Genomic DNA, 15,832 nt, shown 5'->3' with positions numbered 1-15,832 from the left:
GATCAGATTTCTACCAGGCGAAGCCGGTCAGCTTCGCGGGCAATCACGAGTTCTTCGTTCGTCGGCACCACCATGGCCAGGAGTCCTGAGTCCGTCGTGGTGATGCGTCCGGCGACCGCAGAGCCGTGTTGAGCATTCAGATCATGATCAATCCGCGCCTTCAACAGGCCCAGATGAGCCAATGTGCGTGCGCGCACCGGGGCGGAATTTTCGCCAATCCCGCCCGTGAAGACCAGGGCATTCACGTGATCAAGAGAAGCGCAGAGGCCGAGGATAGCCTTGGCAAGGCGGTAGCAAAAGACCTCGATGGCGAGGTGGGCGTGCGTATCGCCCTGTTCGCTCGCGGCCACCAGAGTGCGCATGTCATTGCTCAATCCTGAGATGCCCAGCAGACCGCTTTCACGGTTCAGCAGATCGGTAATTTCCTGCAACGTGCGTCCGGTGTGCTCGGCCAGGTACTGGTGGAGATTGGGGTCCACATCTCCGCTGCGGGTGCCCATGACCAGCCCTTCCAGGGGCGTGAAGCCCATGGTGGTATCCACGCTGCGACCATGCTTTACCGCACAGGCGCTGCAACCATTTCCCAGATGGGCGGTGATGAGCTGAAGCTCCGTCGGCAGCCGGCCCAGGCGGGTGGAGGCCTCACCCGCGACATAGCGGTGACTCGTGCCATGGAACCCGTAGCGCCGGATCCGGTGCTTCTCGTACAGTTCGTGCGGCACCGCATAGAGGTAGGCATGCGCCGGCATCGTCTGGTGGAAAGAGGTGTCGAAGACTGCGATGTGAGGCAGCTCAGGGAAACGTTCCATCGCCGCGCGAATACCGGTGACGTTGGCCGGATTGTGCAGAGGAGCCAGTTCATTGCAGGCCTCGATGCCGGCGAGAGTGTCCGCATTGAGCCGGACACTGTCGGAGAACTGTTCTCCGCCATGCACCACGCGATGCCCTACCGCGCCCAGTGCAATGCCCCTCAGCCCCGACAAGATGAAGTCGAGTGCTTCTTCATGGTCGGCCCTAGGCAGGAGCTTGGTGTGCTTCTCGCCATCGGTTGCCGTCCAGATCAGCCGTGCCTCCGGGGAGCCCAGCCTCTCTGCCAGACCCTGGCTCAACACCTTGCCGGAGACGGGCCAGATCACTGCGAACTTGAGCGAAGAACTGCCGCAGTTGATGACAAGGATGTTGGGGGAATCCATCTCGGGAGGGAATAAAAATTCGGGCAGCCACAGGCATGCTACCCGGCCGGGTGAATCATCTGCGGGAGGGCGGGCGGCAGAAGAATGTTGTGGTGACGATTTTGTGAGGTGCTGGGTCGAAATTCACTTCATGCGCTCCCGCCACCAGCCTTCGTACAGGCCCATCCAGCGTTTTGCGGGTCCCTTGCTGAACTGATCGGCAGGGAGGTAGAGGTAGGCGAGCCAGGATGGGGTGTCATCACGCATGCCGCAAACCATCGATTTGTGTTTAACGGCAACCATGACGCCGTCAGGACCGGCATAGGTTGTCGTTGTAGAGGGAGACGATGTGCTGGAGAGGCCCCTCTGATAGCGCGCCTGCAGCGGTGCCCAGGTGGCGAGTTCGAAGAGAAACACTGCCAGCAGCCATGTGATCAGGGTGGTTGTCTGTCTCCTGTTCATGGTGGCATTGTGCAAAAAATTGAGGCAGGTGTCGAGCCCATTGTCCCTCCTCCGCCTTGCTCCCTGCTGCATCGAAAGTTGTGCGGGACCCGACTTTGTCCCAAAGTGAGCTCATGAGATCGATTGCCGCGCTTTGCATCCTCAGTGCCAGTATTTCCTCCCTCCATGCGCTGGAGGTGCAGGTCAGCCCGGATGGGGCGGTGAAGACAGTAGAACAGGCCCGGGACGCGATTCGGGCCTGGCGGGCCGCGGAGGACAAGGGGAAAGTCGAGCCCGTGACGGTTCGTCTGGCGGCGGGATCTTATGAGATCACCCAGCCGGTGATCTTCGGTCCTGAGGACGGTGGCACCTCCGAAGCTCCAGTGACCTATCAAGGCGAGGGCAAGGTGGTGATCAGCGGCGGCCGGGCCATCAAGGGTTGGCAGGAAGCTGAGGATGGCCTCTGGGTGGCTGAGATCCCGGAGGTGAAGGAAGGCAAGTGGTACTTCCAGGACCTCTGGATCAATGGCCGGCGAGCCACTCGCGCCCGCACACCCAATACGCGCTATTTTCACGCCACACGTCCCGCTCTGGAGGCTCCGGAAGGGGCGCCTCCCATGGGCAAGCCGGAGTTCACTGCCTTCTATGCGGAGGTGGACGACCTCGCTCCGTTGGGCAAGCTGGGGCAGCAGGAACTCAAGGACGCCGAAGTGGTGGTGTTTCAGACCTGGCAAATTGCCCGGCACCGGGTGGCGTATCTGAAACCTGAGGCCGGGTATGTGCAGTTCACTGCGGGCTCACGCTGGCCCTTCCTGGTCTATGAGACCCGGCAGCGTTATTTCCTAGAAAACATGAAATCTGCGCTGGACGCCCCCGGAGAATGGTTTCTGGACCGCTCCGGCAAGCTGTTCTACAAGCCGCTTCCAGGGGAGGAACTGGGCAAGGTGGATGCCGTGGCTCCGGTCGCGGATCAGCTGATCCAGATTCAGGGAGCGCCAGAAAAAGGCGAGTTTGTCCAGCACCTGCATTTCAAAGGCCTGGCGTTCAAGCACAGCCGCTTCGAGCTGGGCAATGATGGGCACATCGACTCCCAAGCTGACTCCAAGGTGCCGGCGGTGGTGATGCTGGACGGCGTGAAGAACGTCACGTTTGAATCATGCGAAATCGCCCACACCGGGATCTACGCGATCTGGTTTCGCAAGGGGTGCACTGAAAGCGCCATCACCCGCTCCTATCTCCACGACATGGGGGCGGGAGGCGTGCGGATTGGCGATGTGCCGCTGGACCCGGATCCTCGGGGACGCACCCACCACATCACGGTGCACAACAACATCATCCACACAGGTGGACGTTATTTCATGGGCAGCGTGGGGGTTTTTATCACGCATAGCGGAGAGAATGTCATCACCCACAACGACATTGGTGACTTCTTCTACAGTGGGGTCTCCGCTGGCTGGGTGTGGGGGTATGCGGAGAGCGTGGCGCACCACAACAAGATCGAGTTCAACCACATCCACCATCTGGGCTATGGGGTGCTGAGTGACATGGGGGCGGTGTATCTGCTGGGCCCGGCCTCTGGTACCACGGTGTCCAACAACCATGCCCATCACGTGAATGGCTACCGTTACGGCGGTTGGGGGCTCTATACCGACGAAGGCAGTTCTGGCGTCCTGATGGAGAACAACCTCGTGCATCACACGCGCCATGCGGGGTTCCACCAGCACTATGGGAAGGACAACATCATTAGGAACAACATCTTTGCCTTTGGGGAAGAGGCCCAGATCCAGCGCTCGCGAACGGAGGAGCACCTATCCTTCTCGTATCAAAACAACATCGTGTACTTCGACAGCGGACTCCTCCTCTACGGCCAGTGGAAGAGCCCGAAGGTGCGCATGGAACAGAACCTTTATTGGGACGCCTCCAAGCGCCCAATGGACTTTGGGGGAGGGGACTTCGCCGCGTGGCAGAAGCAGGGCTATGACCGCGGATCAAAAATCGCTGACCCGCTCTTTGTGGACGTGGCGAAAGGTGACTATCACCTGAAGCCGGAGTCGCCCGCGCTGGCCATGGGTTTCAAGCCCTTTGACTACAGCCTGGCCGGGGTCACGGGCGACGCTGCCTGGAAACAACTCGCCGCCAGTCTGAAGCCCCTGGAGCTGGAGCGCGAAGAACTGCCCAAGTTCACTCTGCATGATGACTTTGAAAGCACTCCGGTGGGCAAGACCATGTGGAATGGCCGGGTCAGCACGGATGAAAAGGGCGGCACCATCCTGGTCAGTGAAGATCACGCAAAGAGTGGGAAGCGCAGCCTGAAGTTTCAGGACGCACCCGGCCTCGCCCAACGTTACCAGCCGCATCTTTCCTTTGATCTGAATCACAAGACGGGCACGACCACTGTCGGGTTCAATCTCTGGCTGGAACCAGAGGCTGAGTTCACCCATGAGTGGAGGGACAAGAATGCGCCCTATCGGTCAGGTCCAAGCCTCGAGATTCGCAAAGGCTCGCTCAAGGTCGCCGGCAAAGAGTTGTTGAAACTTGAACCCGGCCAATGGGTGCGAATTGAAATCCGCGCTGCCCTCGGGGAGTCCAGCACCGCAAAATGGGATCTGATCGTGACCTTGCCCGCTGGCATCCGCAAGGAGTTCAAAGAGCTGGCCTTCAAGAACCCCGACCTCAACGCCCTTGAGAGCATGGTGTTCGTGAGCGATGCCAATGGGGCCACTTCCTTCAACCTGGATGATCTCGACATTCACAATGAGTAGTCATCGTGAACTTCGCGTTGGCATCATTGGGTGTGACACGTCTCATGCGACGGAGTTCACGGCCCGCCTGAATGATGCGGGGCACCCTGGTCATGTGGCCGGGGCCCGGGTGGTGGCAGCCCATCCCACGGTGAGCCCAGACATGCCCTGGAGCCAGACCCGGGCGGCTGGGTTCGTGGAGGAACTGCAGACGCATCATGGTGTGGAGATGGTCGGGAGCATCGACGCACTGCTGGAACAATGTGACGCTATCCTGTTGTGCAGTCTGGACGGTCGGGCTCATCCAGACCAGGTGGCACCCGTGTTGCGGGCAGGACTGCCGGTGTTTCTGGACAAGCCTGTCGCGGGCAGTTTGCGCGAGGCAGAGCAGATCTATGAACTGGCCGCGGAAACGGGCACGCCCCTCTTCAGCAGTTCCGCTTTGCGGTGGTATCCCGGCATTCAAACTCTGGTTGAAACCGATGCGGGAGTCGTTCGAGGAGTAGTCTCCTATGGGCCGGCCCCGATCGAGCCCACGCATCCGGACCTGTTCTTTTACGGCATCCATCCCACCGAGGCTTTGTTCACGGTGTTGGGGACAGGCTGTCAGAGCGTGCAACGCACCACCACTCCGCATCTGTCTGTGGTGACGGGGCTTTGGGATGAGGGGAAGGTGGGCACACTCCATGCCCTTCATCGCTGGCCTGCAGAATATAAGGTGATCAAGTTCGGTGATGCTGCCGTGGTGGAGCAACAGGAGGCCGGAGACTACACGCCGCTGCTCAAACAGATCATCGCTTTCTTTGGCTCAGGTGTGGTCCCAGTTTCTTCGGCCGAGACACTGGAGATCTACGCCTTTATGGAGGCTGCAGACGAGAGCAAGCGTCGTGGCGGGACCAAGGTGGAGCTGAACGAAGTGCGCGGTGAGCGCTGGCGGATCTAGCTAGCGGATGCTCCGGGGATCGAGCGCGTCACGCAGGCCATCACCCACGAAGTTGAGCGAGAGCAGGGTCAGGGAGAAAAAGACACCCGGGAACAGCAGCAGCCACGGGGCGGTGTCCATACGCTGGGCTCCGTCATTGATGAGTACTCCCCACGACGAAGCGGGCGGCTGAATACCGAGACCGAGGAAACTCAGCGTTGCCTCCAGCAGCATCACCCCTGGTACGGTGAGGCTGGCGTACACGATCACTGGTCCGATGACGTTTGGAAGCAAATGCCGCAGAAGGATGCGCCCGGTACCCGCACCGTAGCTTCGGGCCGCGGTGACGAACTCCTGATTCTTCAGCGATAGCACCTGGCCGCGCACGACGCGGGCCATGGTGAGCCATTCCACCGCGCCGATGGCGGCAAACAGCAGGAGGAAACTAGCATTGAACCCGAGATCCGTTGCGGCCCCCTTTAACGCAGGGATCACGGAGAGTTTGTCCAGGACCCAGGCCTCAGCCCCTACCAAGAAAGGGTGAGTTCCGAGAACCGCTGTGAGAATGATCACGAAGTTGAGGAAGGGGAAGGCATAGAGAATGTCCACCACCCGCATCATCGCGGAGTCTGTGCGCCCCCCCACCAGCCCTGATACCATGCCGTAGATGACGCCGATCGCCACGGCGACCCCGGTCGCCACAAAGCCCACCAGCAGCGTCACCCGGCCCCCATACATGGTACGGGTCATCACGTCCCGGCCCAGGGGATCGGTGCCCATCCAGTGACTGGCGCTGGGAGCGGCCGTCTTGTTGTCCAGATTCTGCTCGGTCTGTTTGTAGGGAGAGAGGGCCGGACCGACGATGCAAAAGGCAAAGAGCAGGGTGAGAAAAGCGAGGCCGGTCACTGACCGCGCATTGCTGAACAACCGCCGCCTTGCTGTGCGCCAGGGAGATTCGATGAGGGCCTTGGGAGGCGCGGGAGGAGCCAGGGTCATGACTTCAGTCCGATTCGCGGGTTGAGCGCTGCCTGGATGATGTCCACCAGCATGTTGAAGACGAGGATGAGGACAGCAAAGAGGAGGGTAATCCCGACAGCCAGCGTATCATCCCGGTTGATGGCTGAACTGATAAAGTGCTGGCCGAGACCGGGGATCTGAAAAACGGTCTCCGTTACCATGGAACCCGTGAGCAACCCCGCGGCCGTGGGGCCGAGGAAATTCAGCAGCGGAAGGCAGGCCAGCTTCAATGCATGGCGGATGACCACAACGGGTTCACTCGCCCCCTTGGCGCGGGCTGTGCGGATGAAGTCCTGAGCGAGAGTTTCCCGAAGCCCACCGCGGGTGAGCCGCGCTACATAGCCGCTGTAGATGAGCCCCAAAGTGAGCGAGGGCAGCACCCAGTCCGCGGAATCGTGCCAGCCCGCCACGTTGAACCAGCGGAGGTAGAGCCCGAAGATCATGGCGATGAGTGGTCCAAGAACGAAGCTGGGAATACAAATACCCAGCGTGGCCGTTGCCGTGGCCCAGTGGTCGTCAAAAGTGTTGGGACGCAAGGCGGCGATCGCGCCCAGTGGAATGCCTATGGCCAAGGCGATCAGCAGTGCAGGAACCGCTAGGGCGACAGAGACAGGAAAGGCTTGTGAAATCACCTCTCCAACACCGCGGCCGGGTGACTTGACGCAGTCGGGCGGGTTGAAAGTGGCGAAGGCCTTGATGTGACGCCACATTTGGACCAGCCAGGGTTTGTCGTAGCCATAGTAGGACTCAAGCGTTGCTCTCACTTCTGCGGACACATTGCGCTCCCCGTTAAAGGGACTGGTCGGCGAAAGCTTTTGCAGGACAAAGGTGATGACGAAGACCGCCAGGATCACGACGATGCCTTGCAGAAAGCGGCTGAGAAGGAACCGGATCATGCGATGTCAGGGGGCAGGGGTAGCAACGGTCGCGGGTTGATTGAGGACGGAATGGTCCAGGTACCAGCCCTTGTAGGCGCGGTGCTGCAGGACACTTGGCATACGCCCTTTGAGCTCGGGGCGCGAGGCATACACCTGCACATACCAGTAGAAGGGGATGATGGGCATCTCATCCAGCAGGATGGATTCCGCCTGCCCCAGCAAATTCAGGCGTTTGGTAGCGTCGGCTTCCTGGTTGGACTGGTTGATGAGATCATCAAACTTGGCGTTGCTCCAGCCAGTCTCGTTGTTGCCATCACCAGTCTTCCACATCGAGAGGAAGGTGAGCGGATCTGGGTAGTCGCCGCCCCACGCTGCACGGCACACGGCGTAGTTCATCTGGCGTTGCGATTCCAGGTAAACCCCCCAATCCTGGTTGTAGATGCCCACGTTGATGCCCAGATTTTTACGCCACATCTCCTGCACGGCTTCCGCGATCACGCGGTGGGCTTCGTGAGTGTTGATGAGGATGTCGAACTTCGGGAAACCCTTGCCATCGGGATAGCCTGCTTCAGCCATCAGTCGTTTGGCCTCAACGGGATCAAAGCGGATCGACTTGGGGGCCTGCGGGTAGTCGAGGCTTTCAGGATAGGGGGTCAGGCCCAGCGAGGGCTTTTGGCCGGCGCGCAGGATGTTGTTGATGATGCCGTCGCGATCAATGGCCAGACTGAGGGCCTTGCGGACCCGGACATCTTTCAGCATCTCGCGGGTGGTGTTGATGCGGTAGAAGTAAACGCTCAGGATAGGATCGCTGGTGAGCACGTCCCTCCGGTTCTTCGCGTACTCCTGGATGAGCGGGTTGGGCAGTGTGAAAGTGGAGTGAATCTGGCCGTCCCGAAAAGCGCGCTCTTCGGTGGTGTCACTGGCAATGGGGACGAAGACGATCTTCTTGATGCGGACGACGTCGGCATCCCAGTAGTAGGGATTTTTGTCCACAGTCAGGGAATGCGTAAACCGCCACTCCGTGAGGGAAAAGGGGCCATTGCCCACCAGATTGCCCGCCTTCGTCCAACGGCTGGCCCGGTCCGTGGGGCTGCCAAATTTCTCGATGACATGGCGGGGAACTGGAAACCAGGAATAGTGCTTCATCATGCCCAGAAGGTAGGGCATGGGACCCACGAGAGTGATTTCCAGCGTGTAGTCGTCGGTGGCCTTTATCCCCACCTGGGAGAAGTCTTTCAGCGTGCCCTTGTTGAACTCCTCGGCATTCTTCAGGGGAAAGAGCATGGACGCATACTGCGCGGCGAGGGCAGGGGTCAGAATGCGCTGGTAGGACCAGACGAAGTCGTGGGCGGTGAGAGGGGTGCCGTCGCTCCACTTCCCATTGGGCCGGAGGTGGAAGGTCCAGTGGATGGAGTCTTTGGTCTCCCAGGATGATGCTGCACCAGGAGCGGGTTTGTCGGGATTTGCCGGGTCGGGGGCGACGAGACCTTCAAATAGGGCGGCAAAGACCATGTGCTCGGGCTGGCCCGTGGCAACCTGGAGATCCAGGGTGCTCAGCTCCGTGGCGTTTCCCAGCAGCAGCGTGTCCTCCTTGGTGGCCTCATTCACCCTTAAAGGTCTGTTGGACCGGACGATGTGAAAGCACACCAGCCCGCCGGCGAGCACGGCAAGTACCAGGAGGCGGGTGGTCCACTTCATGGGCGCGCATTCTAGGAGGGTTGAGCGGGCAGTAAAGCGTGGAGGTGAAAATGCAGTGTTTTAGGCGGTTTCATGAAAGAAAACACGTCCCACCCCCGCGAGGGTGAACATCCGGACCGGACAGATTTCTCAACCTCGATCCGGCGGATGTTGACGATGAAAAACTTGTGCGGCCGTGCGTTCTGTACGAAGCGTTTTGATTGACTGAACATGAGGGACTATTTCATTCGCCGCCTTCTCCTCATCATCCCGACTTTGCTCGGGGCGACGATCGCCGTGTTCTTCATCACCCGGATAGTTCCCGGAGGGCCGCTGGAAGCCCGGATGCGACAGGCCATGGCGATGGCCTCCGAGCGCAGCATGAAGGATGCGGGTGGGTCGCTCAGTGAGGAGCAGAAGGAGCAGCTCGCCGCCTACTATGGTTTCGACAAGCCTTTCTTCCCTGCCTACCTGATCTGGCTGGGAGCCGCCCCCCAGGAGGTGGAAAAGCAGTTCATCAAATTCGAAGAGGGGCAGAATGAGGCCAAGGTCACCTTGAAGACCCTGCTGCCACGGGCGCAATGGACGGCCACGAATGCTTTCAAGGTGTCAGAGGCCACAGTGGACCGGAAGGGGGCGTTGACGGGGCCAGATGTCGTGGGCTGGAAGACCAAGGCCGAACCTGAAAAGCAACGGGTCACCGTTTTCCGGACCAAGTTTAATGGCCTGCTTCAGGGCAATCTGGGCGTCTCAACCCGGTACAACGACCGGGTGTGGGCCATGATCAAGGAGCGAATGCCGGTCTCGATCTTCTATGGATTGATCACCTTCATCCTGACCTACGCCGTCTGCATTCCTCTGGGCGTGATCAAGGCGATCAAGCACCGCACGGTTTTGGACAACGCTACCTCGGTGGTCATCTTCATCGGATACGCGGTGCCTGGGTTTGTGCTGGGAAGCCTCCTGGTGGTTTACCTTGCGGCGAGGATGGGCTGGTTCCCCACGGGTGGGTTTGTCAGTGACAACTTCAGTCAATTGTCGGTATCAGGGAAGGTCTGGGATTTGACTCACCACGCCATTTTGCCGTTGATCTGTTACATGGTCGGCGGCTTTGCCTTCATGACCATGCTGGTGAAGAACAACCTGATGGACAACCTCGCGGCGGACTACGTGAGAACCGCGATTGCCAAGGGAGCGACTTTTCGCGGTGCCGTGCTGGGGCATGCGTTGCGAAACTCGCTCATCCCCCTGGCCACCACGCTGGGCCAGATCGTCACCGTGTTTGTGGGTGGGTCCATCCTGATCGAACGGATTTTCGACATCGATGGATTTGGCATGTTGAGCTTCCAAGCCGTTACGGACCGCGACTATCCGCTGGTGATGGGTGTGCTGGTGGTTTCCGCCTTTCTCACCCTGTTGGGGAACATTCTTTCTGACTTCTTCGTGGCGCTGGCGGATCCGCGCATTCGTTTCCGATGAGTTTATCTCCACGCAAACTAGGTGTCGCCCTGCTGGGCTGGGCTTTGGGGTCGGCAGCCTTTCAATGGGCTGGCCTTCGGGTGCCGTTCTTCAAGCTGCCTCAACTGGCCGGGGAGGAGTTGACGGAGGTGACCTTCGCATTGGCCCGGCTCTGCGGGGCCAAAGGGACCTGGACGGCCAACCCGGTGGGGTTTGCAAGCGTCGTCTCATGGATCTTGCTGGCTCTCGTGGTGGTGGTCAGCCTGTATTTTCTGCTCAGGCATGCCCCTGAGTGGCAGTTCAATCCGCTGACGAGGAAGAAGATGCACCGGTTCCGCTCGATCCGGCGTGGGTATGTGGCATGGATGATTTTGCTGGGGCTCGTCTTCGTGGCGTGTCTGGACAATCTGCTGGTTGGCAAGCGGGCCTTGGTCGTGAACTACAATGGGAAGTACTATTTCCCGTTCGTATCTCCTCTGATTCCAGGCAGCACGTTTGGACTGCCCTATGATAGCGAGACGGAATACCGGTCGCTCAAGAAGAAGATTGCCGAAGAAAAAAGCGGATCCAACTGGGTGCTCATGCCGCCTGTGCCCTATGGGGCTCATCTGGATGCGCCAGAGGTGGTGGAGGAGTTGGAGGACCGTAGCGGAGTCATCTATCGCCCTGGGGCCGCCCAGCCTTTTGATGGTCGCGCCTACAGCGTGTTTCCCTCCAAGCCCAGCCAGCCGCGCCAGGAGTGGACCTATCGCAAAGGCCTTCGACAGGGCGACATGCGTGGCTGGAACTCCGCAGGGGAACAGGTGGAGAAAGGCAAATTTGAGGAGGGGAAACAGGTCGCGTACAGCGATTTCACCGATGGCAAGGCCGCCGAACTGGAGGCAGGGGCCGGCCTGCAGACCCAGTTGTTCCCCCCGATGGCACCCTCGCTGCAGCATCGGCATTACCTGGGTACCAACACGAGCGGCGGGGATGTGCTCGCCTCGCTATTTGGCGGATTGCAGCAGTCGATCTACGTGGTGATCTTCTATCTCGTGGTCACCGTGACGCTCGGGGTGGTGGTTGGTGGGCTCATGGGTTTCTTTGGCGGATGGATCGACCTGTTTGGACAGCGTCTCATCGAAATCTGGTCCACCATGCCCTTCTTCTTCATCGTCCTGATTGTCAGCTCGGTGATCCAGCCGCAGACTTCCATCCTCGTGCTGATCATCTGCCTGTTCTCATGGGTGGGGCCCACGCTCTACATGCGTACCGCCACCTATCGTGAAAGGGAGCGTGACTACGTGGCCGCCACACGTCTCCTGGGGGCGGGAACGGGGCGGATTCTGTTCAAGCACATCCTGCCGAACACCATCGCCGTCTTCGTCACCCTGGTGCCCTTCATGGTGCCAGACATCATCATCGCTCTGGCAGGTCTCGATTTCCTTGGATTCGGTCTGCCGCCTGACCAGCCCAGCTGGGGGCGGCTCCTTCAGGAAGGCACCGAGAATTTCAACTATCCCTGGATCGTGAGCTCAGCCTTCTGTGCACTGGTCTTCGTGCTCGTGCTGGTCACCTTCGTCGGGGAGGCTGTGCGTGAGGCATTCGACCCCAAAAAATTCACCACCTATCAATGATGCCTGCGATGAGGAAAGCCCTATGGTGGGGCGTACTGGCTGCATCCCTTGCCATGGGAGGATTCTCCGCCCGTGCGGAGGATGATCGTTTTCCCCCGTATGACAACACAGAAGAGGTCAAGGCGTTCTGGAAGTCCAAACCGGACTTCTTCCAGTGGAAAACACCTGCGGACCTTCCCAGTGACCTGAAGTGGGAAAATGGCGGCGACCTGCCGGAGATGGGAGATCCGGCCGCCAAAAAGGGCGGGACCTTCCATGACTACATCGAGTCATTTCCTGCAACTTTCCGCGTCAACGGGCCGGATGCCAACGGAACGTTCCGCAGCGAGCACCACGACAACATTCTGATCACGCTGGTGCAGCGTCATTTGAATGTCGATGGCTGGGTACCGGGACTCGCCGACGAGTGGGCCATTTCTCCGGACAAGAAGACGATCTACTACCGGCTCTGTCCCACGGCGACCTACTCGGACGGCACGCCCGTGGAGGTGGAGGACTTCTTCATGACGTTCTTCATCATGCTGAGCCCTCACATCCAGGATCCCTGGTACAACGATTTCTATGCCAAGGAGTTCAAGGCGATCACGAAGTATGATGACCACACCTTCTCGATCACCATTCCGAATCTGAAGCCCGATCCGCTGTGGTACGCGGATCTCCCGCCGTCCCCCCGGCATTTCTACAAGGAGTTCACCGACGACTATCCCGCCCGGTATCAGTGGAGGAAGTCACCCACCACCGGAGCCTACGACATCCTGCCAGATGGCATCAAGAAAGGCCGGTCCGTCACGCTCACGCGGGTGAAAAACTGGTGGGCGAAGGACCGGAAGAATTTTCGCTACCGGTTCAATCCGGATTTCCTGGAGTACAAGGTGGTGGCCAACATGGACAAGGCGTTCGAGATGTTCCGCCAGGGCCAGCTTGATTTCTACATCATGAGTCTGCCCCGCTACTGGTACGACAAGGCGGAAATCCCCGAGATTTACAATGGCTACATCGAGCGTGGGCTCTTCTACAGCGTCTATCCACGCATCACCCGGGGTATTTACCTGAACCAGAGCAAGCCCCCGCTCGACAATCTCGACGTGCGCCTGGGTGTCAATCATGCGCTGAACTTCAAGAAGGTCATTGAGATCGACTTCCGCGGGGACCCCAACCGCATGAAGAGCACCTTTGCGGGTTTCGGGCGCTACACCAATCCAGCCCTCAAACCGCGGGAATTTGATGTCGCCAAGGCCGAGGAACACTTCAACAAGGCTGGCTACACCAAACGGGGGCCGGATGGGGTTCGTGTCAATGACAAGGGGCAGCGCCTCAGTCTGACTCTGTCGCTTCCTAATCTTGGACCTATGGTGCAGATTGCCATGCGTCTAAAGCAGGAGGCCCTTAAAACGGGGCTGGATCTGGGGGTGGAGGCGCTCGATACCACCCAGCTCTACAAGAAGTTGGATCAGAAGAACCACGAGATGTGTCTGGTGGGCTGGTCCGCGCAGCCGCCCTATCCACGTTTCTGGGAGTACTATCATTCCGACAACGCCTGGAAGGTCCAGCCGGATGGCACCAAGAAAGTGGTGCCGGACACCAACAACGTGACGATGACGGCCGACCCGGTCATGGACCCGTTGATCGATCAACAACGTGTGGCGCCGACAGAAGAAGAGATGCAGCGGCTCTGCTGGATCCTTGAGGAGATGGTCGAAGCGAAGGCCGTCTCGATCCCCGGCTGGGAGTCTCCCTGGTACCGGTATGGTCACTGGCGGTGGGTGCGCTGGCCCAAGGATGGAAATCTCAAGAACAGCCAGCTCCCCCTCGACACCTATGTGCATTGGATTGACGAAGACGTGAAGAAGGAAACCCTGGAGGCGAAACGCGCCGGAAAATCTTTCGGCGAAACGCTGCGTGTGTTTGACCAGTACAAAGATTAATGAGTGCCCCAGAGAATATTCTTGAAGTGAAGGATCTGGTCACGGTGTTCGACACCGATGCCGGCCGGGTGACTGCTGTGGACGGGGTGCGGTTTGAGGTCAAACGCGGCAAAACGCTGGGCCTGGTGGGAGAGTCTGGGTGTGGCAAGAGCGTCACGGCGTTCTCCATCAACCGCCTGCTCCCCCAACCGCATGGCAAGATCGCGGGAGGTTCCATCTCGTTTGAAGGCCGCAATCTTGCGGAACTGAGCGTGGAGGAGCTTCGCAAGTTTCGCGGGCGGGAGATCAGCATGATTTTCCAGGAACCCATGACGGCGCTCAATCCCGTGCAGACGGTGGGCAAGCAGCTGGCCGAGGCCATCTTGCTTCACCAGAAGTCCAGTTCACGGGAGATCCTGCAGCGGTCCATTGAACTGCTGACGAAGGTTCGCATCCCCTCACCGGAAGTCCGGCTTCAGGAGTACCCGCATCAGCTCTCTGGCGGCATGCGGCAGCGTGTGATGATCGCCATGGCCCTGGTGCACAAGCCCAAGCTGCTGATTGCTGATGAACCCACCACCGCACTGGATGTCACGGTGCAGGCGCAGATTCTGGATCTGATCAACAGCCTCCAGACGGAGATGGGCATGAGCGTGTTGTTGATCACCCATGACCTGGGGGTGATCGCCGAGACCTGTGATGAGGTGGTGGTCATGTATGCAGGCCGGGTGGTGGAACGGGCACCCGTGGCTGAGATCTTTTCCTCACCGCGACACGCCTACACGCAGGGCCTGCTACAGAGCATCCCCAAGATTGAATCCGTTCCTAAGTCGCGGCTCAAGGCGATTCCTGGCAGCGTGCCTCCCATCGAGACCTTGCTTCCAGGCTGTCGTTTCGCAGAGAGGTCGGGACGACCCCATCTGCCGGAACACCTGAACCAGCGTCCGCCCTTCATCGAAATCTCTCCCCAGCACTGGGTGGAACAATGCCCCGTTTGCGTCGCATGAGCCTGCTGAACGTTGAAAATCTGAAGATGCATTTCCCTGTGCGCGGGGGGATCCTCATGCGTGCTCTGAAGACCTGCAAGGCCGTGGATGGCGTCTCGATCTCTGTTTCTCAGGGAGAGACTCTGGGCCTGGTGGGGGAATCTGGGTGCGGGAAAACGACACTCGGGAAGGCCATTGTGAGGCTCTATCAGCCCACCGATGGCAAGCTCCAGTTTGAAGGGCAGGACATCACCCACTCCAGCCAGCGGGCGCTTCGTCCCATCCGGCGTGACATCCAGATGATCTTTCAAGACCCTGCGGAGTCTCTGAATCCGAGGCTGACGGTGCGCGACATCCTTGAGGAGCCTTTCCTGGTCCAAAAACAGGGCACGACGGCCGAACGCCGCCAGTGGGTGGGTGAACTGCTCGACAAGGTCGGCCTGGCTTCCACCGCCGCCGACCGATTTCCCTTCGAGTTCTCCGGTGGCCAGCGCCAGCGCATCGGCATTGCCCGTGCCATTGCGCTCAAGCCCAAGCTGATCGTCTGCGATGAGCCGGTGTCGGCGCTAGACGTCAGTGTGCAGAGCCAGGTGCTGAATCTGATGCTGGACCTCCAGCGTGAGATGGGGTTGAGCTACCTTTTCATCGCCCATGGGCTCTCCGTGGTGAAGCACATGAGTGACCGGGTGGCCGTGATGTATCTGGGCAAGATCGTGGAGCTGGCACCTTCAGAGGAACTTTACCACAATCCGCGCCACGCCTACACCAAAGCGCTCCTGGATGCCATCCCGGTTCCGGATCCCTCGAAGCGTCGGGCCCGCCGACTTCTCTCGGGCGACGTGCCTTCACCCATCGATCCGCCCAAGGGCTGTGCTTTTGGCCATCGCATGAAGCATCCCAAGTGGGAGCAGAGTGTGGGCATGGAACTCAAACTGGAGGAGATCTCCCCCGGCCACTGGGTTCAGAAATGCCCTTGCTGTGTGGACTAGTTTGAGTTGATTCCTGAATCCTTCACCCCGA

Annotated in this window: 12 protein-coding genes; 7 read left to right on the top strand and 5 right to left on the bottom strand. The window is 59.5% G+C overall.

Features of this window, described 5'->3' with window-relative positions; genetic code table 11:
- Positions 1-2: 2 nt before the first annotated feature.
- Positions 3-1,193, bottom strand: coding sequence for an acetate kinase (locus BV034_RS28470; RefSeq protein WP_050030340.1), 1,191 nt, complete (start codon positions 1,191-1,193; stop codon positions 3-5).
- 123 nt (positions 1,194-1,316) lie between these two features.
- The gene (locus BV034_RS28465) at positions 1,317-1,634 is read right to left on the bottom strand and encodes a hypothetical protein (protein WP_050030339.1); all 318 of its coding nucleotides are present in this window, start codon (positions 1,632-1,634) and stop codon (positions 1,317-1,319) included.
- A 113-nt stretch (positions 1,635-1,747) separates the two neighbouring features.
- Here BV034_RS28465 and BV034_RS28460 point away from each other — a divergent pair, with 113 nt between their 5' ends.
- Positions 1,748-4,375: a right-handed parallel beta-helix repeat-containing protein gene (locus BV034_RS28460; protein ID WP_050030338.1), complete on the top strand. Its 2,628-nt coding sequence runs from the start codon at positions 1,748-1,750 to the stop codon at positions 4,373-4,375.
- Entirely contained in the window at positions 4,368-5,297 is a 930-nt protein-coding gene (locus tag BV034_RS28455) for a Gfo/Idh/MocA family oxidoreductase (RefSeq protein ID WP_050030337.1), read from the top strand. Before BV034_RS28460 ends, BV034_RS28455 begins: the two co-directional genes overlap by 8 nt.
- On the opposite strand, the gene BV034_RS28450 is transcribed toward BV034_RS28455, so the two are convergent.
- The 3 genes from BV034_RS28450 to BV034_RS28440 are packed head-to-tail and all read right to left on the bottom strand — an operon-like array spanning position 5,298 to position 8,869.
- The gene (locus tag BV034_RS28450; protein ID WP_050030336.1) at positions 5,298-6,272 is read right to left on the bottom strand and encodes an ABC transporter permease; all 975 of its coding nucleotides are present in this window, start codon (positions 6,270-6,272) and stop codon (positions 5,298-5,300) included.
- Complete coding sequence (locus BV034_RS28445) at positions 6,269-7,189, bottom strand: ABC transporter permease (RefSeq protein ID WP_050030335.1); 921 nt, start codon at positions 7,187-7,189, stop codon at positions 6,269-6,271. Before BV034_RS28445 ends, BV034_RS28450 begins: the two co-directional genes overlap by 4 nt.
- 6 nt (positions 7,190-7,195) lie before the next feature.
- Positions 7,196-8,869 (bottom strand): peptide ABC transporter substrate-binding protein, encoded by a 1,674-nt coding sequence (locus BV034_RS28440; RefSeq protein WP_050030334.1) that lies wholly within the window; start codon positions 8,867-8,869, stop codon positions 7,196-7,198.
- 210 nt (positions 8,870-9,079) lie between these two features.
- On the opposite strand from BV034_RS28440, the gene BV034_RS28435 reads away from it, so the two are divergent.
- Genes BV034_RS28435 through BV034_RS28415 form a run of 5 tightly spaced genes read left to right on the top strand, consistent with a single transcriptional unit; the run spans position 9,080 to position 15,801 of the window.
- Positions 9,080-10,327: an ABC transporter permease gene (locus BV034_RS28435; protein ID WP_050030333.1), complete on the top strand. Its 1,248-nt coding sequence runs from the start codon at positions 9,080-9,082 to the stop codon at positions 10,325-10,327.
- Positions 10,324-11,922 carry an ABC transporter permease subunit gene (locus BV034_RS28430; RefSeq protein WP_081888177.1) on the top strand — a complete coding sequence of 533 codons (1,599 nt, stop codon included), beginning with the start codon at positions 10,324-10,326 and terminating at the stop codon, positions 11,920-11,922. The genes BV034_RS28435 and BV034_RS28430 overlap by 4 nt, the downstream gene beginning before the upstream one ends.
- Before the next feature lie 8 nt (positions 11,923-11,930).
- Entirely contained in the window at positions 11,931-13,847 is a 1,917-nt protein-coding gene (locus BV034_RS28425) for an extracellular solute-binding protein (protein ID WP_265593570.1), read from the top strand.
- Positions 13,847-14,833 carry an ABC transporter ATP-binding protein gene (locus BV034_RS28420; protein ID WP_050030330.1) on the top strand — a complete coding sequence of 329 codons (987 nt, stop codon included), beginning with the start codon at positions 13,847-13,849 and terminating at the stop codon, positions 14,831-14,833. Before BV034_RS28425 ends, BV034_RS28420 begins: the two co-directional genes overlap by 1 nt.
- Entirely contained in the window at positions 14,830-15,801 is a 972-nt protein-coding gene (locus BV034_RS28415; protein WP_050030329.1) for an oligopeptide/dipeptide ABC transporter ATP-binding protein, read from the top strand. Before BV034_RS28420 ends, BV034_RS28415 begins: the two co-directional genes overlap by 4 nt.
- The last annotated feature ends 31 nt before the right edge of the window (positions 15,802-15,832 follow it).

This window comes from Verrucomicrobium sp. BvORR034 (assembly GCF_000739635.1).
In the GTDB taxonomy this organism is placed as follows: Bacteria; Verrucomicrobiota; Verrucomicrobiia; order Verrucomicrobiales; family Verrucomicrobiaceae; genus Verrucomicrobium.
Note: the sequence above shows the minus strand (reverse complement) of the source record. Positions and strands in the feature narration are given on the sequence as shown.